This window comes from Amycolatopsis japonica (assembly GCF_000732925.1).
In the GTDB taxonomy this organism is placed as follows: domain Bacteria; phylum Actinomycetota; class Actinomycetes; order Mycobacteriales; family Pseudonocardiaceae; genus Amycolatopsis; species Amycolatopsis japonica.
Genome location: NZ_CP008953.1, coordinates 8,937,917 through 8,961,318 on the forward strand (window position 1 = coordinate 8,937,917; position 23,402 = coordinate 8,961,318).

Below are 23,402 nucleotides of genomic sequence, written 5' to 3' on the forward strand. Positions count from 1 at the left end.
ATCTCAGCCTATGCCGTTCTCGGCGGCCCACTTCTTCAATTCGGCCACCGCCTCGTCGTGCTCCAGCGGACCGCGGTCGAGCCGCAGTTCCTTCAGGTGCTTCCACGCCTTGCCGACGTCCGGCCCCGGCTTGAGGCCGAGGATCCGCATGATCTCCTCGCCGTTGAGGTCCGGCCGGACCCGGTCGAGGTCCTCCTGCGCCTGGATCGCTTCGATCCGCCGCTCGAGGTCGTCGTAGGTCGCCTGCAGCGCGGCCGCCTTCTTGCGGTTGCGCGTGGTGCAGTCGGCGCGCACGAGCTTGTGCAGCCGGGGCAGCAGGTCGCCGGCGTCGGTGACGTAGCGCCGCACCGCCGAATCCGTCCATTCGCCCTTGCCGTAGCCGTGGAACCGCAGGTGCAGGAACACGAGCTGGCTGACGTCCTGGACGATCTCCTTCGAGAACTTCAGCGCCCGCAAACGTTTGCGCGCCATCTTGGCGCCGACGACCTCGTGGTGGTGGAAGCTCACCCCGCCGCCGGGCTGGAACTCGCGCGTCGCGGGCTTGCCGACGTCGTGCAGGAGCGCCGCGAGCCGCAGGATCAGATCCGGCTCGGAGGTCGGTTCGTGCGACTTCTCCAGGTCGATCGCCTGCGCCAGCACGGTCAGCGAGTGCTGGTAGACGTCCTTGTGCTGGTGGTGCTCGTCGATCGCCAGCCGCATCCCGGGCACCTCGGGGAGCACGCGATCGGCGAGGCGGGTGTCCACCAGCAGCTCGATACCGGGCCGGGGGTCGTCCGCGAGCAGCAGTTTCGACAGCTCGGTCTGGACGCGCTCGGCGGTGATCCGGTCGATCTCCTCCGCCATCGACGCCATCGCGTCGACCACGCGCGGCGCCGCGGTGAACCCGAGCTGCGCGGAGAACCGCGCGGCCCGCAGCATGCGCAGCGGGTCGTCGGCGAAGGACTCCTGCGGGGTCGCGGGCGTGTCGAGCACCTTGTCCTGCAGTGCCTGAAGGCCGCCGTGCGGATCGACGAAGGTCTTGTTCGCGAGGTCGATCGCCATCGCGTTGACCGTGAAGTCGCGGCGGAGCAGGTCGCCCTCGATGCTGTCGCCGAAGGTGACCTCGGGGTTGCGGCCGACGCGGTCGTAGCTGTCGGCGCGGAACGTGGTGATCTCCAGGGTCATGCCCTGTTTCGTCACGCCGACGGTGCCGAACGCGATGCCGACGTCCCAGACCGCGTCGCCCCAGGCGCTGACGATCTTGAGCACCTGGTCCGGGCGAGCGTCGGTGGTGAAGTCCAGGTCGCTCGACAGCCTGCGGAGCATCATGTCGCGGACGCTGCCGCCGACCAGGTACAGGCTGTGTCCCGCCTTCGCGAAGAGCTTCGCGAGCTCGTCCGCCAACGGGGAGATGCGCATCAGCTCCGTCACAGCGTTCTGCATCGCAGTGCTCTTCCCCGCAATCGCCTGCCCGGCGACCACCTTGTTCACGACAATCCCACCACGATTTGGATGTACTACTACGGCCCGGCCCAACACGGGCACGGTGAGCCAGCGTACCCGTACCGCCGTTTGCTCTAGCATCGCAGCATGTCTGGATCAGCCGGCCGCTCCGGCGCTTCGAAGCCGGGCCGCCGGCGGAGGCGCAGGCGGGGGCGGCGGCTGACCACGGTCGACGAAACCTCGGCCGGCGGACTCGTCGTCGACGCCGAACGGGCGAACGCCGCGCTGATCGGGCGGCTCGACCGGCACGGCAGACTGCTGTGGTCGCTGCCGAAGGGCCACATCGAGGACGGTGAGACGCATGAGCAGACGGCGGTGCGCGAGGTGAAGGAGGAGACCGGCATCTCGGCGCGCGTCCTGCAGCCCCTCGGCACCATCGACTACTGGTTCGTGGCCGAGCGACGGCGTGTGCACAAGACGGTGCACCATTTCATCCTGGAATCCACCGGCGGCGAACTTTCGGACGAGGATGTCGAGGTGACCGAGGTCGCCTGGGTACCGCTCGCCGACCTGGAGACCAAACTCGCCTACTCCGACGAGCGCAAGCTGGTCCGGAAGGCCAAAGAACTCTTCGCGCAGCAACAGCACACCGCCGAGGGAGCACCTGAGTGAAGCGGCTTGCCGCCACTGTCCTGTCGATCCTGTTCCTGGCCATGGCCGCCTCGCCCGTCGCGGTCGCGCAGGCACAGGAACAGCCCCGGCTGCGCGTGGACCTCGACCAGCTGAACCCCCGCGTGATCGGCACGAACTCGGCTTCGCTCACGGTCACCGGCCGCGTCACCAACGTCGGCGACCGGCGGATCAGCAAACTCGGCGTCCGGCTGCAGCTGGGCACCAGGCTGCAGAGCGAGCAGCAGATCGGCGACGTCCTCGCCGGTGACAAGTTCAAAGATCTCGGTGCGACCGAGTTCGTCGACCTCGAACCGGACGAACTGGAGCCGGGGCAGAGCGCCGCGCTGAACCTGTCCGTCCCGCTCGGCCAGTCGTCGAAACTGCAGTTCCCGAGGCCCGGCGTGTATCCGCTGCTGGTCAACGTCAACGGCACCCCGGATTTCGGCGGCCCCGAACGGCTGGCGGCGGTCACCCTGCTGATGCCGGTGCTCGGCGTCCCCGGCAGGGCCCCCGCGTCGCGCCCCACGTCGGCGCCGTCCACGAGCCTGCTGTGGCCGATCGCGAACAGCACCGTGCACGTCGTCTCGTCCCCGCTCGGCGGCCCGCTGACCCTGGCGGACGAACGGCTCGCCGGTGAACTGGCCGCGGGTGGCCGTCTCGACTCGCTGGTCGAAGCGGCGCGGGCGGCCGAGGCCGACACGAAGGTCTCGTCGTCGTTGTGCCTGGCCATCGACCCCGACCTGGTCGCGACCGTCGACGGGATGACCCGCGGCTACCAGGTCTCGGGCGGCGCTCCCGGCAAGGGCGTCGAGACCGCGAAGAACTGGCTCGGCAGGCTGAAGGCGCTGGTCGCGGGCCGGTGCGTGGTCACCCTCCCGTTCGCCGACGCCGACCTCACCGCGCTGACGAAGGTCCGCGCGGGCGACGCCACCGACACCGCGCTCATGGCGAGCGCGCTGGGCGGCGCCGGGACGATCAAGAACCTGCTCGGCATCCAGCCGCAGGACGGCGTGCTCTGGCCGGGCGGCGCCCTCGATTCGCAGACCGTCGAAGCGATCGGCAAAGCCGGCGTCAAGACCGTGCTGACCGATTCGGGCAAGCTCCAGTCCGGCTCGCCGCTTTCGGGCGGGGTGTCGATCGAAGGAACGGACCTGCGCGCGCAGCCGATCGACGCGCTGATCTCGTCCGCGCTGAACGGCTCGGGCTCCACGCAGAACGGGCTCGGCGCCATCGCCTTCCGGGCGGGGCTCGGCGGGCAGTCCGAGGGACCGGCGCGCTCGCGGCTGCTGATCGCGCCGCCGCGGCACTGGGCCGCGAGCGGCACGGAACTCACCACGTTCCTGGAGCGGATGGGTGACTTCTACACCGCCGGTCTGATCAAGGCCGCGCCGTTGCCCGAACTGCTCGGCGACGGCCCGTCCGGGACGGCGTCGGTCAACTACGACCCGCAGGATCTGACGGCCGCGACCAGCGGTGACGTCACCGCGAAGATGTCCCAGATCGACAACGAGACGCTGGGCCTGTCGTCCGCGATGACGATGGATGCCACCAAACGAGTGAATCCGGCCGACGTGATCGCCCCGGTCCGGTTCGCCCTCATCCGGGCCGCGTCGACCTCGTGGCGCGGCGCGGACGCCGCGATCGTCACCGCCAACGCCCGCGGCGACCTCGAAGCGATCCGCAGCCAGGTCACCGTGGAGCGGCCGAAGCAGACGATCGCGCTGGCCTCCGGCGCGTCGCCCCTGCCCGCGTACATCACCAACGGCCTTCCGGTCGGCGTCAACGTCCGCACCGTGCTCAAGAACAACGTGGGCCTGCGTCCCACCGAAGCCGTCCCGGAGCGGACCGTCCCGGCGAACGGCGCCATCAACCAGCTGCTGCCGGTCGAGGCGCTGCGAGCCGGCCGGTTCAGCGTCGACGTGGCGCTGACCACGCCCGACGGGACCCCGCTCGGTTCCGACGCGCGGTTCGAGCTGACCTCCACGGAGTACGGCGCGATCACCATCATCATCACCATCACCGCGGCGGGTGCGCTGCTGCTCCTGTCGTCCCGGCGGATCTACCGGAGGATCAAGGACTCGCGGGCCGATCGGACGAACGAAACCGCCCCACGTGTGACCGAGGACGCACAGGTTTAAGTGTTTCCGGCCGTTCCCGATTACCCTGGGTCGAACGATGCCGCCGGGCATCACGTAGTCGAGCACCGAGGATTGGGCGCACGTTGGAAAGAGAGCCGGGTGTACCGCCCGAGCGTGCAGGCCGTCCCCGGCGCGAAGGTACTCCGCCACCGCCCCGCCGTACCGACGGACCGGCACGCCGTCCGGAGCGTCGTCAGCCGCCCCCGCAGCAGCCCCCGCCCGAACGCGGTGAGCGCCCGCGGCGGGCCGTGCCGCCGCCTCCCCAGCAGCCACCGCCGGACGGCCGCCGCCAGCGGGTGGCGGGCCGCCCCGACGACGAGACGCGACGGCTGAGGCCACCACCCCAGGGCGCGCCGCCGCGGAAAGCGCCCCCCGGTCAGGGGACGCCGCCTCCGCCGACCCGTCGGCAGCCGGTGCCGCCTCCGCAGGGGCCGCCGCTTCCGCAGCCGTCGCAGAACCAGGCACCGCGCCGACCGGCACCTTCCCAGGCGCCGCAGGCCCTCCATCAGACACCGCCCCCGCCGCATCGCGGGCGCCGCCAGCCGCCACCGGTCCGCCCGTGGCAGGTCGACCGGCGCGACGAAGCCGACGCGACGCGGTTCATCCCGCGCACCCCCGGTGTCCCGATGGGTTCGCGCTGGCCGGTCGCCGACCCCGACGTCCTCCGCCCGTACGACCAGCTCGCCACGCAGGTCATGCCGGCGATCAAGGACGCGCCGCTGGTCAAACCGCGGCCGGGGGACACCGGCGAACAGGATGTCGCCGCCCCGGCGAAGGCGCCGTCGCTCGCGAAGTCCAGCGGCCGGATGGCGATCGCGTCGCTCATCAGCCGCATCACCGGCTTCGCGTGGAAGCTGCTGCTGGTCGCGGCCATCGGCGCCCAGGTGGAGAACGACTCGTTCAACGTCGCCAACACCATGCCGAACATCATCTTCGAACTGCTGATGGGCGGCGTGCTGTCGAGCCTCGTGGTCCCGCTGCTCGTGCGGTCGCAGGACGACAAGGACGGCGGCGAGGCCTACACCCAGCGGCTGGTCACGGTGGCGGGCACGTTGCTCGTCGTCGGGACGACGATCGCCGTGGTCGCGGCGCCGCTGATCACCAAGCTCTACGTCGACGACAAGGGCCAGGCGAATCCCGAGCTGGTCACCGCGTTCGCGTATCTGCTGCTGCCGCAGATCTTCTTCTACGGTGTGTTCGCGCTGCTCTCGGCGGTGCTGAACGCGAAGAACATCTTCGGCCCGACGGCGTGGGCGCCGGTGATCAACAACCTCGTCGTCATCTTCACGATCCTCGTCGTGTGGATCATGCCGGGGAACATCTCCACCGATCCGGTGTCGATCACCGACCCGAAGCTGCTGACCCTGGGCATCGGCGTGACCTCGGGCATCGTGGCGCAGTCGGTGCTGCTGATCCCGCCGCTGCTGCGGTCCGGGTTCAAGTTCAAATGGCGCTGGGGCATCGACAAGCGCATGAAGGAGTTCGGCGGGCTCGCGCTGTGGACCGTCGGCTACGTCGCGGTCAGCCAGGTCGGCTACACGATCACCACCCGCGTGCTGACCAGCGGTTCGCAGGGCGGTGTGACCGCGTACAGCAACGCGTGGCTGCTCTTCCAGCTGCCGTACGGCGTCATCGGTGTCTCGCTGCTGACCGCGATCATGCCGCGGATGAGCCGCGCGGCCGCCGACGGCGACCACAAGAAGCTGATCGGCGACCTCTCCTACGCGTCGCGGATCTCGACGGTGATGCTCGTGCCGATCTCCGCGGTGATGACCGTGGTGGGCGGTTCGGTCGGTATCGCCCTGTTCACCCTGGGCAAGGGCACGGTCGAGGACGCGTCGCGGATGGGCGAGGCGCTGGCCATCTCGGCGTTCGCGCTGCTGCCGTACGCGCTGGTCATGCTGCAGATGCGGGTGTTCTACGCGATGAAGGACGCGCGGACGCCGGTGCTGATCATGATCGTGATGACCGTGGTCAAGGTGCCGCTGCTGTACCTGTGCCCCGCGCTGCTGTCGCCGGACAACATCGTGCTCGGCGTGATGATGGTCAACGGCCTCACGTTCGTCGTCGGCGCGATCCTCGGTCAGGTCTGGCTGTGGGTGACCCTCGGAAACCTCCGGAGCAAGCGAGTGCTCGGGGTGATCCTCTTCACGGTCGTCGCGAGTGTGCTCGGGGTCGGCGCGGCCTGGCTCGCCGGGCAGATCGTGCCTGACTCGTTCGGGCCTACTTTCCATGCCTGGGTGAAACTTCTCCTGCAGACGGTGGTCGGGATCGCGGTGTCGTTCGGCGTGCTCATCGCCCTGAAGGTGGAGGAATTGAAGCCCGCCACGGCGAGGATCACCCGGTTGATCAAGCGCGGATAACGATTCACGTACGGATGGCGCGCGTTCACGGGTCGTATTCTGGGTACCCTCGGGGCGGGAGCTACGCGGGAGAGTGCGGTGGATACGAGACGGAGCGAACAGGCAGGGGAGGCGAGCCAGGTGGGCATCCGGGCCCAAGGCGGGTCGCTGGCCCCTGGCCGGGTCGTCGGTGACGGCCGGTATCGCCTGCTCGCACAGTTCGGGGTGGACGAACGGGCGGCGGCGCATCTTTGGCGTGCCCGCGACGGGCAGCTGAAGCGGGATGTCGCGCTGACGCTGCTGGTCGGCGACCCCGCGGACGCGGAAGCCGCCCGGCTCGCGCGCCGGACGCTGGAGCGTGCCGCGCACGCCTCGAAGTTCGGCCACGGCGGGGTCGCGCGCGTCCTCGACGTGCTCAGCCTCGGCAGCGGCGTCACTTCGAGCGAAGGTCTGCTCGGTGTCGTCGTGGCGGAATGGACCAAGGGCAGCGACCTGGTCGACCTCGTGGCGCAGCGTCCGGTGGCACCCGCCGCGGCGGCCCGGATGGTGCAGGCGCTGGCGGAAGCCGTCGACCACGCCCATCAGAACGGTCTCGTCCTCGGCCTCGATCACCCGCAGCGTCTGCGGCTCACCCCGGACGGCGCGCTGAAGCTCGCCTTCCCGGGCCCGCTGCCCGAGGCGACCCTTCGCGACGACGTCAAGGCGCTCGGCGCCGTGCTGTACCTGCTGCTGACCGGTCGTTGGGCCCTTCCCGGCGGTCCGGCCGCGATCCCGGCGGCGCCGCACGCGCCGACCGGACGCGTCATCCCGCCGCGTTCGCTGGTCCCGACCGTGCCGGTCGAGCTGTCCTCGCTCGCCGTCCGCACCATCGAGGACGGTGGCCACGGCGGCATCCGCACCAGCGCGGCCATCCTGCGCGTGCTGGACCAGGTCGCCGAAGCCGAAGAGCGCACCCAGCTGATCAAGGCGGTCGGCGAGGAAGAGGCCGTCGCCGAATCGGACGGCACCGTCTGGACGACGAAGAAGCCGGTCAAGGACGTCGCACGGCGCAAGAAGCTGGCGTTCGGCGTGACCGTGCTGGTCGTCGCGACCGTGGTCATCCTCGCCTGGGGCGGGATGATGCTGATCAACCTGTTCCAGGGTGAGTCGAAGTCGAGCGGCCCGAAGATGAACGTCGCCGCGTCCTCTTCCCAGGTCGTGCCGCCCCCGGGCGAGCAACAACCGCCGCCCGCGCAGAAGCCGCCGGCACCCGCGGTGGGTGCGGCGGTGAAGCCGTCGGCCGTGGCCGTCTACAACCCGGGCAGCAAGGGCGACAGCCCCGGCAAGGCCAGGAACGCCACCGACGGCGACGCGGTCACCTCGTGGAAGACCGACCAGTACGACGAGCAGTTCCCGGTGCTCAAGGACGGCGTCGGGCTGGTCGTGACCTTCAAGGACCCGATCAACCTCAGCCAGGTCAAGATCGACGCGGCGAGTGCCGGTTCGAAGGTCGAGATCCGCTCCGCCGACAAGAAGAACCCGAAGCTCGACGAGACGAAGGTCGTCGGGAGCGGGGACCTCGCGGCCGGCGAATCGACCATCGCGTTGCAGCAGCCGCAGCAGGGTCAGTACTTCATCATCTGGATCACTCAGCTGGGTGAAGATGACAAGGGAAAGTTCATCACCGAACTCAAAGAGCTGACCTTCCTGCCTGCGGGGTGACGTCAGACACCGGGTCAGTAGGCTCTCCCGGGTGACAGCTGCAGCTCCCACGGACGCGGATCTCATAGCGGCGCATGCCGCTGGAGACCCGCACGCGTTCAGTGAACTGGTCCAGCGACATCGAGACCGCATGTGGGCGGTAGCCCTGCGCACTTTGCGGGATCCGGAAGAAGCCGCGGACGCCCTGCAGGACGCCTTCATCTCCGCGTTCCGAGCAGCGGGCAACTTCAGAGCGGAATCGCAGGTCACGACGTGGTTGCACCGCATCGTCGTGAACGCGTGCCTCGACCGCATCCGGCGGGGCAAGGCCAGACCGACCGTCCCGCTGCCCGAGACCGGGCAGTTCAACGAGCCCGCCTCGCCGCGCGACTCGATGTCCGAACGCGAGACGAGCCTGGTCGTGAAGGAAGCCCTCGACCAGCTCCCCGAAGAGCAACGTGCCCCGATCGTGTTGGTCGACGTCGAGGGATACTCCGTCGCCGAGACGGCGAAGATGCTCGGCATCGCCGAAGGCACGGTCAAGAGCCGGTGTGCCCGAGGTCGCGGAAAGCTCGCGAAGGTTCTCGGACATCTACGGAACCCCGATGCTATTGCGAACGTCCCAACTCACGAAAGCAAACGAGAGCGCGCTACCCCGCAACGGGGTGCCAGGCGTCCTCAGGGCACGCCGGGTGACGGGGAGGGACGATGACAGACGAGAGCAGGGGGATCGGTGGGACCGTCGGTCCGCCGTGGTCTGTCGATGTGCTCGCCGACCTGCACGCAGGTGTGCTGGACGAGCGTGAGGCGGCCGAACTGTGGCCGTTGGTGAACGCCGACCCCGAAGCACTGGCGATCATCGAAGCACTGGAAGCGACCACGGCCGACCTCGCGGAACTCGCGAACGAGCCGGTCGCGCCGATGCCGGCGGAATACGCGGCACGGATCGACGCCGCGCTGGCCGCCGAAATGCGGGCGACGCCTGCGTTTCAAGGCGCATCTGAAAGGCAGCAGGAACAGGTCGCCCCGGTGGTGGACCTCGCGGCCGCACGGCGGCGGCGGAACAAGCGGATCGGCTGGGGCGCCGGGATAGCGACCGTGGCCGCGGCGGCCATCGCCGCGGTGGCGATCGTCGTCCCGACCACCCGTGAGCCGGATTCGGGCGGTATCGCCCAGCCCGCGCCTTCGGCTCCTTCCGGACCTTCGCTCGGCGGAGACGGCGGCGGGGCCGAAGCCCTCGTCGGCAAAGCGATCGGCGTCCGCGACTTCGGCTCGCTGAAGACCGAAGAGCGCCTCGACGCCTGTATCGCCGCGGCCGGAATGGACGCCGACGTGCGCCCCGAGGGCATCCGGCCGGTGAACGTCGCGGGCAAGGACGGCGTGATGGTGATCTACACCACAGGAAAACTCGCCCAGTTCCGCATCGTCGCCTTCGGCGCGGACTGCGGCCCGGGCAACCCTTCGGTCCTCTTCGACAAAATCATCGGACCGAAGTAACCGACCGAAACCTCACTGGTCCCTCGCTCCCCACCAGCCCCAATCCGGGGGGAGCGGGGGACCTTTGCTACCACGCTAGGTTTTCTAGCGGCGCTAGAGGTCGGATCTCCGCTGTGGCGCAAGCCAGGAGAAAGTAGCGCCGGTCACCCCGGGAACACCGGCCCTTACGATCGTGTTGAGCCTGGTGAACAGGTCACTACGAGCGGAGGTCACGGGTGGCTGCCGAGGAGATCAGGAACCTGATCATTGTGGGATCGGGTCCTGCGGGATACACCGCCGCTGTCTACGCGGCACGAGCGCAGCTCGAACCGCTGGTGTTCGAGGGCACTCAGTTCGGCGGTGCGCTGATGACGACGACCGAGGTCGAGAACTTCCCCGGCTTCCGCGAGGGCATCCAGGGTCCCGACCTCATGGAAGAGATGCGCGAGCAGGCGAAGCGTTTCGGCGCCGACCTGCGCCAGGAGGACGTCGAGTCCGTCGAGCTGACCGGTGACGTCAAGTACGTCGTCGCGAACGGCAAGCGCTACGCGGCCCGCGCGGTCGTGCTCTCGATGGGTGCCGCCGCCCGCTATCTGAACGTGCCCGGCGAGCAGGAGCTGCTCGGCCGCGGTGTTTCGGCCTGCGCCACCTGCGACGGCTTCTTCTTCCGCGACCACGACATCGTGGTCGCCGGCGGCGGCGACTCCGCGATGGAGGAGGCGACCTTCCTGACGAAGTTCGCCAAGTCCGTCACGATCGTCCACCGTCGCGAGGAGTTCCGCGCCTCCAAGATCATGCTGGAGCGTGCCCGCGAGAACGAGAAGATCAAGTGGGCGCTCAACAAGCAGATCACCGGAGTCGAGGGTGAAGGCAAGGTCGAGGGCCTGACGCTCAAGGACACGGTGACCGGCGAGGAGTCCAAGCTCGACGTGACCGGGTTCTTCGTGGCGATCGGGCACGACCCGCGTAGCGAACTGGTGCGTGGTCAGGTGGACCTCGACGAGGACGGCTACGTGCTCACCCAGGGCCGGACCTCGTACACGAACCTTCCCGGTGTCTTCGCGGCGGGCGACCTGGTCGACCGCACGTACCGGCAGGCGATCACCGCCGCCGGCTCGGGCTGCGCGGCCGCCATCGATGCAGAACGATGGCTGGCGGAGCACGCCGGTGTCGAGACCGCCCAGGAGACGCCTGAGCTGGTCGGCGGCGGCTACGGCGCCTCCACCAACTGACTTTCCCCCAGCCCGTTCACCACCCAGAAGGAGACACCATGGCCAACACCGTGACGGTGACCGACAAGACGTTCGTCGACGACGTGCTGACGAGCGAGAAGCCCGTCCTGGTCGACTTCTGGGCGACCTGGTGCGGCCCGTGCAAGATGGTCGCCCCGGTGCTCGAGGAGATCGCGGCGGAGAACGGCGAGAAGCTGACCATCGCGAAGCTCGACATCGATGCCAACCCGAACACTGCGCGTGACTACCAGGTGATGTCGATCCCGACGCTGATCCTGTTCCAGGGCGGCAAGCCGGTGAAGCAGATCGTCGGCGCCAAGCCGAAGGCCGCGCTGCTCTCGGACCTCGCCGACGTCCTCTGATCTCGCGTTTCACCTGCCGAAACCCGGGGCCCGCCCAGGCTCCGGGTTTCGTCGTTCCCCGGAATGGGTAAAACTCCCTGTTACGGGAACGCCTGGACGAGTTCCACGAACGGCGACTTGACGCACCGGCCGGGCCTCCGCGCTCACCGAGAGTTCACAGGGCACAATAGAGCACCGGGGTTCGCCCCGCAGGGTTTTCATAGTCGTGCATCGAGCTCGATCGGTGCCCCAAAGGGAAGAGCGAGGAGTGCATGCGGGTACTCCGCCGCGGTGACGCCGGACCGGACGTCGCCGAGATCAGGTCCACGCTGGCGGCGATGGAGCTGCTCCCGCCGGTGACCGAATCCGGGGAGTACGAGGTCTTCGACACGGCGCTGGAACACGCCGTTCGAGCGTTCCAGCAGCGCCGTGGGCTCATCACCGACGGTCTGGTGGGTCCGGCGACCTACCAGGCGCTTCGCGGCGCGGGCTTCCATCTGGGCAGCCGCCCGCTGACCTACATGTTCTCCGCCCCCATGCAGGGTGACGACGTCTTCGCGCTCCAGGAGCGGCTGACCGAGCTCGGTTTCGACGCCGGCCGCCCGGACGGGCATTTCGGCCCGCAGACCGAACGCGCGCTCAAGACCTTCCAGCGCGACATGCGCCTGGTCGCCGACGGTATGTGCGGCCCGGCCACCATCCGTGAACTGCACCGGCTCTCGTCGCCGCGCGCCCGCGGCGGCCGCCCCGTTTTCCTGCGTGAGCAGGAGCAGGTGCGGCAGGCGGGCCCCCGGCTGCGCGGCAAGCGCATCGTGATCGACCCGGGTCACGGCGGCGAGGACCTCGGTGTCGTCGCCGGCGGCCTGCGCGAGGCGGACATCGCCTGGGACCTGGCGCGGCGGCTCGAAGGCCGGATGCAGGCCACCGGTATGGAGGCGCTGATCTCGCGCGGCCCGAACCAGAGCCCGAGCGAGGGCGACCGGGCGAAGTTCGCGAACGAGGCGGGCGCGGACCTGTTCCTTTCGCTGCACAACGACAAGAACCCCTCGCCCAAGGCGCAGGGGGTCGCGAGTTTCCACTTCGGCACCGGCAACGGCACCACGTCTACCGTCGGCGAGCTGCTGGCGGGTTTCATCCAGCGTGAGCTGGCCGCCCGCACCGGCATGCTCGACTGCCGCACGCACTACAAGACCTGGGAGATCTTCACCCGTACCCGCTGCCCGGCGGTGCGGATCGAGATCGGCTACCTGACCAACCCGGAAGACAGCCGCAAACTGGCGGACCCGGCTTTCCGCGACGTCGTCGCCGAAGGCATCCTGGTCGCCGTGAAGCGCCTGTATCTGCTCGGCGAAGGGGACCAGCCGACCGGCACGTTCACCTTCGCGGACGTCCTGGCCCACGAACTCGCCAAAGCGGAGTAGCCAGTCCTCCACACCCGCACGCGGGCGCACATCCCTCTGCCGACGCCCTCGGCACAACCGGTTGTGTGCCCCCTGGGCCGACCACGCCACCCCTAGATCCACCCGGCGCGCAGCCCCCGCCCTTCCCGGGGGGGCGTCCCCAGGTCCAGCCTACCCATCCACAGATTTTCCACCGCTCCTAGCAGCGATCTGTGGATAACTCGGCGGGTTACCCACAGCTGTCCCCAGGCCGGGGGATGGCTGCTGCGCGCGCTCGAAAACTCTGCTAAACGACGCCGGCGGAGAAGATCAGGCGCGGCCCAGGCTCGGCTCGGCCGTCGTGATGGAGACCTGGCCCAGCAGCCGTTCGAGGGCCGCCTCCACGTCTTCCTTCCACGAAATCGCCGACCGCAGTTCCAGTCGCAGCCGCGGCCACCGCGGATGCGGCCGCACGGTCTTGAACCCGACGCTCTGCAGGAACGCGGCGGGCAGCACACAGCTGTGCCCGCCGTCCGGATCGGTCTCGTCGGGCTTGGCGTCGCCGAACGCTTCGATCGCGCGGACACCGCGTTTGGTCAGATCCTTCGCGACGGCCTGCACCAGCATCCGGCCGAGTCCGCCGCCTTGGAATTCGGGAAGCACCTGGAAGGCGGTCAGCAGGACCGCGTCCGGGCCGGGAGGCGAAGTCGGGAAGGCCAGCGAGCGCGGCACGGCGTTCGGCGGCGCGTAAAGCACGAAACCGACGGGCAGGGTGTCGCTGTAGACGATCCGGCCGCAGGAACCCCACTCCAGCAGCACGCTGGAGACCCAAGCTTCCTTTTCGACCTCGGTCGCGCCGTATTCCTCGGCCTGCGCCTTCATATGCGGCGCCAGCTCCCAGTACACGCAGCGGCGGCAGCTCTTGGGCAGGTGCTCGAGGTTGTCCAGGGTTACGCCCACGACGCGACGCGACACAGACAAACCTCCCTGAATGACGACACCCGACGCAGCCTTGTCCCGAGCAGGGCTCACCGAAGGGGTCCAGACCGAGGATAGGCCGATGTGATGAACACCGGAAGGCCAGGGCCCCTAGAGGGAGGGTGGTTACACTCGATGGAACTACCAGTCGGTAGCGACTATGTCCACTTCGAAGCACGGGTGAAGCGCCTGATGACCGAGAATCGCCCTGTCCGGCCGGAGCCCGGCCGCCACAACCTCGACCCTCATCTCGACCGCTACGCCGCGCGTACGGCCGGAATGACTGCTTCCGAGATCAGGGCCTTGTTCGCGGTGGCCAGTCGCCCCGAAGTGGTATCGCTCGCCGGCGGGATGCCGAACCTCGCCGCGCTCCCGTTGGACACGCTGTCCGCGCAGGTCGGCGAGCTCATCGCCGAAGACGGCCTGGTCGCGCTCCAGTACGGCTCCGCACACGGTGTCCCCGCTCTGCGCGAGCAGATCTGCGAAATCATGGCCCTCGAAGGCATCAAGGCCCACCCGGACGACGTCGTCGTGACGGTCGGCTCCCAGATGGGGCTCGACATGGTCACCCGGCTGTTCTGCGATCCGGGCGACGTCATCATCGCCGAAGGCCCGTCGTACGTCGGCGCGCTCGGCTCGTTCGCCGCGTATCAGGCGGACGTCGTCCACGTCGCGATGGACGACCACGGCCTGGTCCCCGAGGGGCTGCGCGCCGCGCTCGCGGAAACGCGGAAGGCCGGCCGCCTGGTCAAGTTCCTCTACACGATCCCGAACTTCCACAACCCCGGCGGCGTCACGCTGGCCGTCGAGCGGCGGGCGGAGATCGTGGAGATCTGCCGCGAGAACGACATCCTCATCGTCGAGGACAACCCGTACGGTCTGCTCGGCTTCAGCGGTCAGACGTACCCGGCGCTCCGCTCGATCGACCCCGACAACGTCGTGTACCTGGGCTCGTTCTCGAAGACCTTCGCCTCGGGCCTGCGGGTCGGCTGGGTGCTCGCACCGCACGCCGTCCGGGAGAAGCTCGTGCTCGCGGCCGAGTCCGCGACGCTTTGTCCGCCTACGCTTAACCAGTTGATCGTGTCGCGATACCTCTCGACTCACGACTGGATGGGTCAGATCAAGACCTTCCGCGAAAACTACCGGGAGCGCCGGGACGCGATCCTGTCCGCGCTCGAACAACACATGCCCGCCGGCTGCAGCTGGACCAAACCCGACGGCGGTTTCTACGTCTGGATGACCGTCCCCGAAGGCGTGGACACGAAGGCGATGCTGCCGAGAGCCGTCACGGCACGGGTCGCATACGCCTCCGGAACCGGTTTCTACGCCGACGGTTTCGGCAGCAGACAACTTCGTCTTTCCTACTGCTACCCGACGCCCGAACGAATCCGCGAAGGCGTCCGGCGGCTTGCCGCGGTGCTCGAGTCCGAAATGGACCTGGCGCGTACCTTCGGTAACGCGAGCCCACGCTCGATCTCGGGGCCGCAGAACCCCTCTCCGGACACGGTCTGATCGACCGGACGTCCCCAAGCACAAAAGGAGTCCCGGTGGTCGACCGCACCGTTGCCGTACTCGCAGGCGGCCTTTCCCACGAACGCGACGTCTCTCTCCGCTCCGGGCGCCGGCTCTCGGTCGCGTTGCGGGCGGAGGGCCTCGTCGTCGAAGAGTGGGACACCGACGCGGGTCTGCTCGAACGTCTTCGCACCCAGCGGCCCGACGCGGCCATCGTCGCCCTTCACGGTGGTGAAGGGGAGAACGGCGCGGTGCAGACGATCCTGGAGATGCTCGACGTGCCTTACGTCGGCACCAGTTCGCAGGGTTGCCGCCGCGCGTGGGACAAGCCGACGGCCAAGGCGCTCGTCGCCGACGCGGGCTTCACCACGCCGGACTGGGTGGTGCTGCCGCACAGCACGTTCCGCGAGCTCGGCGCGCAAGCCGTCCTGGACTCGATGGTCGACACGCTGGGGCTGCCCATGATCCTGAAGCCCGACCAGGGCGGATCGGCGCTGGGCGCCCAGGTCGTCAAGGACGCCGCCGAAATGCCCGGTGCGATGGTCGGCTGCTTCGCTTACGGCGACACCGTCCTCGCCGAGAAGTTCGTTTCGGGCGTCGAAGTGGCCGTCACGGTCATCGAAGGCGAAGAGGGACCCGAAGCCCTGCCCGCGGTCGAGATCGTGCCTGAGAGCGGCGTGTACGACTACACGGCCCGCTACACCGCCGGGCTGACCGATTTCTTCACCCCGGCGCGGATTCCTGATGACGCCGCCAAGGCGGTCGGTGAGCTGGCCGTCGCCGTGCACCGGCAACTCGGCCTTCGCGACATCTCCCGCACCGACGCGGTGATCACCGAAGACGGCACGGTCCACTTCCTCGCGGTGAATCCCTCGCCGGGTCTCACCGAGACGTCGATCGTGCCGGTGGCGATCGAAGCGGCCGGTTCCACCCTCGGCTCGGTCTTCGCCGGTCTCGTCGGACGGGCGATTTCCCGCAAGAGCTGAATCGGATTCGACGAAGGGGACTTGCCCACGGCGGGCGAGTCCCCTTTTCCTATGTCCGGGCCACGACGACGATCTGGTGCTCGTCCTCGTAGATGACCTGTCCCTGGTCCGCCGACCAGACGGTTTCACAGGGAACGTCGTGCGTTTCCAGGATCGACAGGTAGCCATCGACTCGGTCGATGAAGACACGAGCGGTCGCCTTGAACCACGCCGCGGCCCCGGGATTGACTTCCGCGTCGTAGACGCCCGGGTCGGCGTGCGCGGGGTTGGTGAAGTTCGCGTCGTACCAGTCGTTGTTCGTCCGGCGGAACGCTTCCTGCTCGACGGTGAGGCGTCCGGCGCGGGCGAGCCCGTTGACGAGACCGAAGACCCCGGTGAAGTTTCCTCGTGCATCGCGGGTCGGGCTCTGGAAGCGGACGAAGGGGAGCTCGGTCATCGCTGAGGCCATCCACGCACCCAGGACAACAGCTCTTCGTCGCGTAGGGAGCCGATCACGACATCGGCGGGGAAGTCCTGGTGCTTCAACGTAGGCACCCCGATGACGGGCACGCCAGCCGCTCGCGCCGATCGAAGTCCGGTCATGGAGTCCTCGAACGCCAGCGCGTCGGCTGGCTCGACGTTCAAGAGGGCACAAGCGGTCAAGTACATCTCTGGATCCGGCTTCGGCGCGGTCACTTCGTCGGCGGCCAGTTTCACGGGAAACATTCCCGCCAGACCGCCGCGAACGAGTGCGGCGTCCAACAGGGCTCGGGGCGAGTTGCTCGCGACGGCGACCGGTACGGCGGCGGCGGTCAGTTCGACCAACTCACGCGCGCCGGGCATCGCCTCCGCCTTCGCGGTGACGACCTCGGTCACCAACCTCAGCAACTCGTCCGCGATCTCGGCGCCGGCGTCCGGTTCACCGAACGCCTCCGCCATCGCGTCGGCGGCGGCCGGTAGCGACTTGCCGATCACCAACGCCTTCTCGTCCGCGCCGAAGGGGAGCCCGCGCCGCGCGAACAGTTCGGTCTCGGCGACGGACCAACACGGCTCGGTGTCCATGAGCAATCCGTCGCAGTCGAAGACGACCGCGCGCGGATTTCGGCCGCCGAAGAGCCCCTTCACACTTGCCCCCAGTTCAAGCACTCAGCGTCACGCGATCATCAGCACTCAGCTATCGTCACCGTGACAAAACGACCCGGGGTGATCCCTAATCGGTTTCCGGTGTCTGATTTGCCTGATTTTGATCCATGAGCGCCACGATGCGTTCAAGATCGTCAACCGAGCCGAATTCGAGGGTGATCCGCCCCTTGCGGCGACCCAAGTCGACCTTCACGCGGGTGTCGAACCGGTCCGAAAGCCGGTTCGCCAGTTCCTGGAGACCGGGCGCCTGGATCGGCTTGCGGGGAGCGGGCTTCGGCTTGGCCGGCTTTTCACTCTTCTTGAGCGTGACGGCTTCCTCGGTCGCGCGGACCGACATGCCCTCCGCGACGATCCGCGCGGCCAGCTCTTCCTGACTGTCGGCGTCCTCGAGAGAGAGCAGTGCCCGCGCGTGGCCCGCCGAGAGCACCCCGGCCGCGACCCGTCGCTGGACCGCGAGGGGGAGTTTGAGCAAGCGGATCGTGTTCGTGATGACCGGGCGGCTGCGCCCGATCCGGCTCGCCAGCTCCTCGTGCGTGACCGCGAATTCGTCGAGCAGCTGCTGATACGCGGCCGCCTCTTCGAGCGGGTTGAGCTGAACGCGGTGGATGTTCTCCAGCAGCGCGTCGCGCAGCATCGCCTCGTCGGCGGTCTGCCGCACGATCGCCGGGATCGCCTCCAGCTCCGCCAGCTGGGAGGCACGCAGCCGCCGCTCGCCCATGACGAGTTCGTACTCGTCGTTGCCGAGCTCCCGGACCACGATGGGCTGCATGAGCCCGAACTCGCGGATCGAGTGCTCCAGCTCGTTGAGCGCGTCCTCGTCGAAGACCTGCCGCGGCTGCTTCGGGTTCGGCTTGATCTGGCTGACCGGCACCTCGCGGTAGACCGCGCCGGCGATCGTTCCGCCGTGCGAACCGGCCGCGCCGTTGGCCGCGAACCAGCCCTTGTCGTCCGGCCCCGCGGGCTTGCTCGCGGGAGCGGAGGGGACAGGGGAGCCGTTCTCGGCGGGAGCCGCCGAACCCGGCGGAGGGCCGGTGGGGATCAGGGCGGCGAGCCCGCGCCCGAGCCCTCCTCTGCGCTCGCTCATGCCGTACCGCTCCTTTCCTTCATCTCCACACCGCGCTGGGCGATCTCCTTCGCCGCGTCGACGTAGCTCATCGCGCCCCGCGAACCCGGGTCGTACGCGAGGACGGTCTGCCCGTATCCGGGCGCCTCCGAGACCTTCACACTGCGCGGGATCACCGTCTTGAGAACAGTGTCCCCGAAGTGGTTCCGGACCTCGTTCGTCACCTGATCGGCCAGCTTCGTCCGGCCGTCGTACATGGTGAGCAGGATCGTGGAGACGCTGAGTTCGCGGTTCAGGTGCGCCTGGACGAGCTCGATGTTGCTCAGCAGCTGCCCCAGACCTTCGAGCGCGTAGTACTCGCACTGGATCGGGATCAGCACCTCCTGCGCGGCGACCATCGCGTTGACGGTCAGCAGACCGAGCGACGGCGGGCAGTCGATGAAGACGTAGTCGACGCCGATCTCGTCGAGGATCTCGGACGAGAGCGCCTCCTTGAGCCGCATCTCGCGGGACGCCATGGAGACGAGTTCGATCTCGGCACCGGCGAGGTCGATGGTCGCGGGCACGCAGTAGAGGTTGGGCGACTGCTCGCTCTGCGCCGCCGCCTCGGCCAGCGACACCTCACCGATCAGCACCTCGTAGATCGACGGCGTGCCGGAGCGGTGGTCGATGTCGAGCGCGGTGCTCGCGTTGCCCTGAGGGTCCAGGTCGATCACGAGCGTCTTGAGCCCGTGGACGGCGAGGGCGGCGGCGAGGTTCACCGTGCTCGTCGTCTTGCCGACGCCACCCTTCTGGTTGGCGACCGTCAGCACTCGCCGGCGGTTCGGCCGGGGGAGCGCACCCTCCTTGGGGTGCAGCACGCTGGCGGCGCGGACGGCTTCTTCGGCGATGGGCGTCCAGCCGAGTTCCTGGCCGGCGCTCGCAGGGTCGGACGGCGGGGGAGTCACCGGTCTCGAGCCTCCTCTGTATTAGACGTGGGAGTCGTTCTGCGTTGTTTCACGTGGAACCGGTCTAGCTGCGCCTGCCGCGCGGTCGAGACGGTTTCGGGGGCAGACGGTGGATCACGACGACCGTGCTCGGAACCTCGAGCACCTTGGTGCCGCACTCGAAGACTTCCGGTTCGCCGCCACCGGCCTTCCGGACGGCGGCGCGATCGCGTTCGATTTCCTCTCCGGCGCTCGCTCCTTTGAGGGCGACCAGAGCACCTTGGGAACGCACGAGCGGGAGGCACCAGTTCGCGAGCCGGGCCAAGGGAGCGACCGCCCGGGCGGTGACGACATCCGCGCCACCGAGCTCCTCACGTACCTGCCGCTCTTCCGCGCGCCCGCGGACAACGGTGATGGGGAGTTCCAGCTTCTCGGCAACCTCGGCCAGCCAGTCGACCCGGCGAGCCATCGGTTCGAGCAGAACGATATCGAGGTCCGGTCGGCTGATCGCGAGCGGTACACCCGGAAGTCCCGCACCCGAGCCGACGTCGACCACGCGGGCGCCGTCGGGGATTCGCTCGCCGATCACGGCGGAGTTGAGGACGTGACGCTCCCACAGCCGGTCGACCTCGCGAGGCCCGATGAGCCCGCGCTCGACGCCATGCCGCTCCAGGAGTTCGACGTAGCCGGCGGCTTGCTCGACGCGGTCTCCGAATACTTCCGACGCCGCACTCCGTACCGATGCGGCGACCCCGTCCAAGCCCACTCTCGCTCCTCAACCCTCGACGCCGTTTCACGTGAAACGCGCTCCACTGATTGTCCATGACGTCGAGCGCAAAGCGGGGAGACAGTCCGAAGTTGTGGACAACTCCACTCGCCTTCGCGCGTTTCACGTGAAACGCCACGCGTGTAATTCACCCAGGAAACGAAGAAGCGGCCCGCCGGATGACCGGCGGGCCGCTTCGTTCGAGTAACCGTCAGGCGGGGAAGATGACGACCCGGCGCTTCGGGTCCTCTCCTTCGCTCTCGCTCTTGACGCCGTCCACAGCGGCGACCGCGTCGTGCACGACCTTCCGCTCGAACGGGCTCATCGGCTGAAGCCGCACGCGCTCGCCAGAGGAGACGACCGTCTCGGCGGTCGAGCGACCGAGCTCGCGGAGCTCCTCGCGACGGTCCGCGCGCCAGCCCGCGATGTCCAGCATCAGCCGGCTCCGCGAACCGGTCTCCTGCTGCACCGCCAGCCGCGTCAGTTCCTGCAGCGCCTCCAGCACAGTGCCGCGGGGACCGACGAGCTTCTCCAGGTCCTCGCCGCCGTCGATGCTGACGATCGCGCGGCCCGCTTCGACATCGAGGTCGATGTCGCCGTCGTAGTCCAAAAGGTCGAGCAGCCGCTCGAGGTAGTCACCGGCGATGTCGCCCTCCTTCACGAGGACGTCGTCGTCGACACCTCCCTTGCGAGCGGTCTCTTCAGCGGCGCCCTCAACCTCGGCCGCGCTGTTCTCCTCGGCGTCGATCGTGTCGATCGTCTCCGCCATTACTGGTCTCCTCTCCGGCCCGGATCGGCGTCAGCGACGCTTCCGGTCCGATTTCTTAGTCGAGTCCGAGATGAGACCGGGCACGTCCGCACCGTTCTCCTTCGAGCCGTTCGTCGACGACTCGGCTGTTGCGTCGTTGGCGTCCTTCTTCTTCGCGGAGGAGCCGGTCTGGGCGAAGCCGTGCGGCGAGCCCGCCTTCTTGACCTGGCCACCGGAGGACGGCTTGTTCTTCTTCTGCTGGACCGGCTTCTGGCCGGGGCGGGGCGCGGTCGGCTTCTGGCCCGGCTTCGGGCCGAGGTTCGCGCGCTTCTCCTTCTCGGCTTCCTTGCGGGCCTCTTCTTCCTTGTCGATCCGCGTGTAGACGAGACGCTGCTGCATCAGGGTCCAGCCGTTGTTGGCGAGCCAGTAGAAGAGGAGGCCGACCGGGAACAGCGCACCGAAGATGAGGACACCGAGCGGGAAGATGTACATCGTCAGCTTGTTCATCATCGCGGTCTGCGGCGTGGCCGACTCGGGGTTCTGACGCTGGACCGAGTGACGCGCGGTGAGGTGCGTGGCGATGCTGGCGACGATCATCAGCGGGATCGCGACCGGGGCGACATACCAGTGGAAGCCGGTCGCCGCGTTGCCGCCGCTGACCATGTCGACACCGGTGTAGATCGCGTCGCCGAGGTTGACGCCGAACAGCTTCGCGTGGACGTAGGACTCGACGCCGGCCTGGTCGAAGAAGTAGTTCTCGGTCTTCGGGCCGCCGTACGGGTTGATGGTGAACATCCGCAGGACGTGGTTCAGACCGATGAAGACCGGGATCTGAAGCAGCATCGGCAGGCAGCTGCCCAGCGGGTTGACGCCGTGCTCCTTCTGGAGCTTCTGCATCTCCATCGCCTGGCGCTGCCGGTCGTTCGCGTACTTCTTCTGGATCTTCTTCATTTCCGGCGCGAAGTCCTGCATCTTCTTCATCGACCGGACCTGGTTCACGAACGGCTTGAACATGATGCCGCGGACCGTGAACGTCAAGAAGATGATCGCGAGGATCCAGGAGACCGCGTTCGCCTCACCGAACACGAGCCCGAAGACCTTGTGCCAACACCACAAGATGAAGGACACGGGGTAGTAGATGAAGTCGAGCACTGAGCTACTCCTCGATCGGTGTTTCAGGTCGGCGGTGGCGCCACGAGAACGTCTCGGGTACCGGATCGCGGCCGGGCATGGTCCACGGGCCACAGCGCAGCAGACGCCGGACCGCGAGATAAGTGCCGCGGCCGGCGCCGTGCCGGGTCAGTGCCTCGACGGCGTACGCGCTACAGCTCGGGTAGAACCTGCACGCCGGAGGAAGGAAGGGGGAGATCGCCTTGCGGTACAGCTTGATGGGCAGGAGCAGCACCCATGCCACCGGGCCCGGGCGGGCGTCTTCGGTGGTCTCGTTCTCGGTGGCTCGCATGCCGTTACACCGCTGATCCGTGGTCGGGGGGTCGCGTCTGGCGGGACAGCCCGAGACGCCGCAACGACGCGTCGAGATCCGAGCCGAGTTCCGCGCTGGACGCGTCCGCGGCCGGAGGTAGTGCCCGTATCACCAACGAGCTGCCGGGCGGCAGTGTTCCGATCCTGGCGGAAACGAGATGCCTCAACCGGCGGGTGACCCGGTGGCGGACCACCGAATTGCCCACGGCCTTGCTCACCACAAAACCCGCCCGCGCCGCTTCGGCGGCATCGGGCGGGTCCGTGGTCAACGCATGGACGACGAGGCGGCGCCTGCCTGCCTTGGCCCCACGCCGCATCACGGCACGGAAATCCTCACTGCGCCGCAACCTCGCGGCGGCCGGCAGCACGACGTCCCTCGACGACGGCCGGATCAGGCGGACAGCGCGCCGCGGCCCTTGCGACGGCGAGCCGCCAGGATGGCCCGGCCGGCGCGGGTCCGCATGCGCAGCCGGAATCCGTGGACCCGGGCGCGGCGGCGGTTGTTCGGCTGGAAGGTGCGCTTACCCTTGCTCACGACTAACTTCTCCTGTTTCTCGGCCGCCGGGAACGGTTCGACCCGTTCCTGGCGTGTCGTGCTGACGCACGGCAGTCTCTGGTGTCTCCTACCAACGTGTGGCCTCGTCACGTCGAGCGACGACAACGTGGGCACGCGAAACGCCCCCGCTGTATACGGGAGACCTTACGAGGGTACGCACCCACCGCCCGGGCCCGGCAGGCACCCCCTCGACCACGGACCGCGACCGTACGTGGAGAGTGATCACCGACGACGCGAGGGCATCGAATGGCAACACGCCGTACACCGTGAAATGCTTGCGCGCGAGGACGCCTTGTGGCAACGAGCGGGGCTTGTTAGCGTGCCCCTCCCGGGTTTTCGCCGAGGTGGAACGGTGCAGGCGCCCGGGTGTCCTCGGGGATGTGGAGGCATCCCGTCGGCATACGACGATCCCGCAGGTGGCGTCACCGCGGGCCGCCGTACATTAGTGCACAGCTGTGGACAACTATGTGGATATTTGCTGTGCGCGCGAGCCGACCGGGCCATGATGACGCTCGACCCGGCGTTCGGGCCGCTGAGTGATCTCGCCGCAGCGCACCGACGAGGGGAGGGGAGTCAGGCAG

Annotated in this window: 23 protein-coding genes; 11 read left to right on the forward strand and 12 right to left on the reverse strand. The window is 68.5% G+C overall.

From position 1 onward, the window contains the following. Nucleotides 1-3: 3 nt before the first annotated feature. Entirely contained in the window at nt 4-1,422 is a 1,419-nt protein-coding gene (locus AJAP_RS41625) for a CCA tRNA nucleotidyltransferase (RefSeq protein ID WP_038522033.1), read from the reverse strand. 147 nt (nt 1,423-1,569) lie between these two features. Here AJAP_RS41625 and AJAP_RS41630 point away from each other — a divergent pair, with 147 nt between their 5' ends. The 9 genes from AJAP_RS41630 (at nt 1,570) to AJAP_RS41670 (ending at nt 12,724) form a co-directional block, all read left to right on the forward strand. Beyond that, the gene (locus AJAP_RS41630) at nt 1,570-2,094 is read left to right on the forward strand and encodes an NUDIX hydrolase (protein WP_038522036.1); all 525 of its coding nucleotides are present in this window, start codon (nt 1,570-1,572) and stop codon (nt 2,092-2,094) included. After that, on the forward strand, nt 2,091-4,232 hold the full coding sequence (locus AJAP_RS41635; protein WP_038522039.1) for a DUF6049 family protein: 2,142 nt from the start codon (nt 2,091-2,093) through the stop codon (nt 4,230-4,232). Before AJAP_RS41630 ends, AJAP_RS41635 begins: the two co-directional genes overlap by 4 nt. 413 nt (nt 4,233-4,645) lie before the next feature. Continuing rightward, nucleotides 4,646-6,595, forward strand: a complete 1,950-nt coding sequence (gene murJ / locus AJAP_RS41640) for a murein biosynthesis integral membrane protein MurJ (protein ID WP_038522042.1) — start codon at nt 4,646-4,648, stop codon at nt 6,593-6,595. Nucleotides 6,596-6,715: 120 nt separating this feature from the next. Then, nucleotides 6,716-8,275 carry a protein kinase family protein gene (locus tag AJAP_RS41645; RefSeq protein ID WP_084098542.1) on the forward strand — a complete coding sequence of 520 codons (1,560 nt, stop codon included), beginning with the start codon at nt 6,716-6,718 and terminating at the stop codon, nt 8,273-8,275. Nucleotides 8,276-8,306: 31 nt separating this feature from the next. Beyond that, nucleotides 8,307-8,966, forward strand: a complete 660-nt coding sequence (sigM, locus tag AJAP_RS41650; protein WP_037333997.1) for an RNA polymerase sigma factor SigM — start codon at nt 8,307-8,309, stop codon at nt 8,964-8,966. Then, nucleotides 8,963-9,751, forward strand: coding sequence for a hypothetical protein (locus AJAP_RS41655; RefSeq protein ID WP_038522048.1), 789 nt, complete (start codon nt 8,963-8,965; stop codon nt 9,749-9,751). Before sigM ends, AJAP_RS41655 begins: the two co-directional genes overlap by 4 nt. A gap of 215 nt (nt 9,752-9,966) precedes the next feature. Further along, the gene (trxB, locus tag AJAP_RS41660) at nt 9,967-10,962 is read left to right on the forward strand and encodes a thioredoxin-disulfide reductase (RefSeq protein ID WP_038522050.1); all 996 of its coding nucleotides are present in this window, start codon (nt 9,967-9,969) and stop codon (nt 10,960-10,962) included. 38 nt (nt 10,963-11,000) lie between these two features. Continuing rightward, on the forward strand, nt 11,001-11,324 hold the full coding sequence (gene trxA, locus AJAP_RS41665; RefSeq protein WP_007032253.1) for a thioredoxin: 324 nt from the start codon (nt 11,001-11,003) through the stop codon (nt 11,322-11,324). Between the two features lie 251 nt (nt 11,325-11,575). Next, nucleotides 11,576-12,724, forward strand: coding sequence for an N-acetylmuramoyl-L-alanine amidase (locus AJAP_RS41670; protein ID WP_038522053.1), 1,149 nt, complete (start codon nt 11,576-11,578; stop codon nt 12,722-12,724). Nucleotides 12,725-13,012: 288 nt separating this feature from the next. Here the strand turns inward: AJAP_RS41670 and AJAP_RS41675 are convergent, their stop codons facing one another. Beyond that, on the reverse strand, nt 13,013-13,657 hold the full coding sequence (locus tag AJAP_RS41675; RefSeq protein WP_007032251.1) for a GNAT family N-acetyltransferase: 645 nt from the start codon (nt 13,655-13,657) through the stop codon (nt 13,013-13,015). 195 nt (nt 13,658-13,852) lie between these two features. Here AJAP_RS41675 and AJAP_RS41680 point away from each other — a divergent pair, with 195 nt between their 5' ends. Together AJAP_RS41680 and AJAP_RS41685 are read left to right on the forward strand one after the other, a co-directional pair. After that, entirely contained in the window at nt 13,853-15,172 is a 1,320-nt protein-coding gene (locus tag AJAP_RS41680) for an aminotransferase-like domain-containing protein (protein WP_038524894.1), read from the forward strand. A gap of 35 nt (nt 15,173-15,207) precedes the next feature. Beyond that, nucleotides 15,208-16,158: a D-alanine--D-alanine ligase family protein gene (locus tag AJAP_RS41685; protein ID WP_038522056.1), complete on the forward strand. Its 951-nt coding sequence runs from the start codon at nt 15,208-15,210 to the stop codon at nt 16,156-16,158. A 49-nt stretch (nt 16,159-16,207) separates the two neighbouring features. Here AJAP_RS41685 and AJAP_RS41690 read toward each other — a convergent pair whose 3' ends face one another. The 10 genes from AJAP_RS41690 to rpmH form a co-directional block, all read right to left on the reverse strand. Then, nucleotides 16,208-16,594 (reverse strand): hypothetical protein, encoded by a 387-nt coding sequence (locus tag AJAP_RS41690; protein WP_038522058.1) that lies wholly within the window; start codon nt 16,592-16,594, stop codon nt 16,208-16,210. Continuing rightward, nucleotides 16,591-17,262 (reverse strand): HAD family hydrolase, encoded by a 672-nt coding sequence (locus AJAP_RS41695; protein ID WP_038522061.1) that lies wholly within the window; start codon nt 17,260-17,262, stop codon nt 16,591-16,593. The genes AJAP_RS41690 and AJAP_RS41695 overlap by 4 nt, the downstream gene beginning before the upstream one ends. Nucleotides 17,263-17,347: 85 nt before the next feature. After that, nucleotides 17,348-18,364 carry a ParB/RepB/Spo0J family partition protein gene (locus AJAP_RS41700; protein ID WP_038522064.1) on the reverse strand — a complete coding sequence of 339 codons (1,017 nt, stop codon included), beginning with the start codon at nt 18,362-18,364 and terminating at the stop codon, nt 17,348-17,350. After that, nucleotides 18,361-19,290 (reverse strand): ParA family protein, encoded by a 930-nt coding sequence (locus AJAP_RS41705; RefSeq protein WP_016338354.1) that lies wholly within the window; start codon nt 19,288-19,290, stop codon nt 18,361-18,363. The genes AJAP_RS41700 and AJAP_RS41705 overlap by 4 nt, the downstream gene beginning before the upstream one ends. A gap of 64 nt (nt 19,291-19,354) precedes the next feature. Beyond that, a complete protein-coding gene (gene rsmG / locus AJAP_RS41710; protein ID WP_038522066.1) occupies nt 19,355-20,035 on the reverse strand; it encodes a 16S rRNA (guanine(527)-N(7))-methyltransferase RsmG in 681 nt (226 codons plus the stop codon). Between the two features lie 211 nt (nt 20,036-20,246). Beyond that, nucleotides 20,247-20,804: a Jag family protein gene (locus AJAP_RS41715; protein WP_007032243.1), complete on the reverse strand. Its 558-nt coding sequence runs from the start codon at nt 20,802-20,804 to the stop codon at nt 20,247-20,249. Between the two features lie 30 nt (nt 20,805-20,834). Then, nucleotides 20,835-21,935: a membrane protein insertase YidC gene (gene yidC / locus AJAP_RS41720; protein ID WP_038522069.1), complete on the reverse strand. Its 1,101-nt coding sequence runs from the start codon at nt 21,933-21,935 to the stop codon at nt 20,835-20,837. Nucleotides 21,936-21,939: 4 nt separating this feature from the next. Next, nucleotides 21,940-22,245, reverse strand: a complete 306-nt coding sequence (gene yidD / locus AJAP_RS41725) for a membrane protein insertion efficiency factor YidD (RefSeq protein ID WP_016338357.1) — start codon at nt 22,243-22,245, stop codon at nt 21,940-21,942. A gap of 4 nt (nt 22,246-22,249) precedes the next feature. Next, nucleotides 22,250-22,633: a ribonuclease P protein component gene (gene rnpA / locus AJAP_RS41730; RefSeq protein WP_037333978.1), complete on the reverse strand. Its 384-nt coding sequence runs from the start codon at nt 22,631-22,633 to the stop codon at nt 22,250-22,252. Nucleotides 22,634-22,656: 23 nt separating this feature from the next. Further along, a complete protein-coding gene (gene rpmH, locus AJAP_RS41735) occupies nt 22,657-22,800 on the reverse strand; it encodes a 50S ribosomal protein L34 (RefSeq protein WP_005154511.1) in 144 nt (47 codons plus the stop codon). Nucleotides 22,801-23,402: the final 602 nt, after the last annotated feature.

Excerpts from the sequence above, each read along its gene's own strand:
- AJAP_RS41625 (WP_038522033.1), bottom strand. The coding sequence starts at position 1,422 with ATGCAGAACGCTGTGACGGAGCTGATGCGCATCTCCCCGTTGGCGGAC.
- AJAP_RS41630 (WP_038522036.1), top strand. The coding sequence starts at position 1,570 with ATGTCTGGATCAGCCGGCCGCTCCGGCGCTTCGAAGCCGGGCCGCCGG.
- AJAP_RS41655 (WP_038522048.1), top strand. The coding sequence starts at position 8,963 with ATGACAGACGAGAGCAGGGGGATCGGTGGGACCGTCGGTCCGCCGTGG.
- trxA (WP_007032253.1), top strand. The coding sequence starts at position 11,001 with ATGGCCAACACCGTGACGGTGACCGACAAGACGTTCGTCGACGACGTG.
- AJAP_RS41670 (WP_038522053.1), top strand. The coding sequence starts at position 11,576 with ATGCGGGTACTCCGCCGCGGTGACGCCGGACCGGACGTCGCCGAGATC.
- AJAP_RS41680 (WP_038524894.1), top strand. The coding sequence starts at position 13,853 with ATGACCGAGAATCGCCCTGTCCGGCCGGAGCCCGGCCGCCACAACCTC.
- AJAP_RS41690 (WP_038522058.1), bottom strand. The coding sequence starts at position 16,594 with ATGACCGAGCTCCCCTTCGTCCGCTTCCAGAGCCCGACCCGCGATGCA.
- AJAP_RS41700 (WP_038522064.1), bottom strand. The coding sequence starts at position 18,364 with ATGAGCGAGCGCAGAGGAGGGCTCGGGCGCGGGCTCGCCGCCCTGATC.
- AJAP_RS41715 (WP_007032243.1), bottom strand. The coding sequence starts at position 20,804 with ATGGCGGAGACGATCGACACGATCGACGCCGAGGAGAACAGCGCGGCC.
- yidD (WP_016338357.1), bottom strand. The coding sequence starts at position 22,245 with ATGCGAGCCACCGAGAACGAGACCACCGAAGACGCCCGCCCGGGCCCG.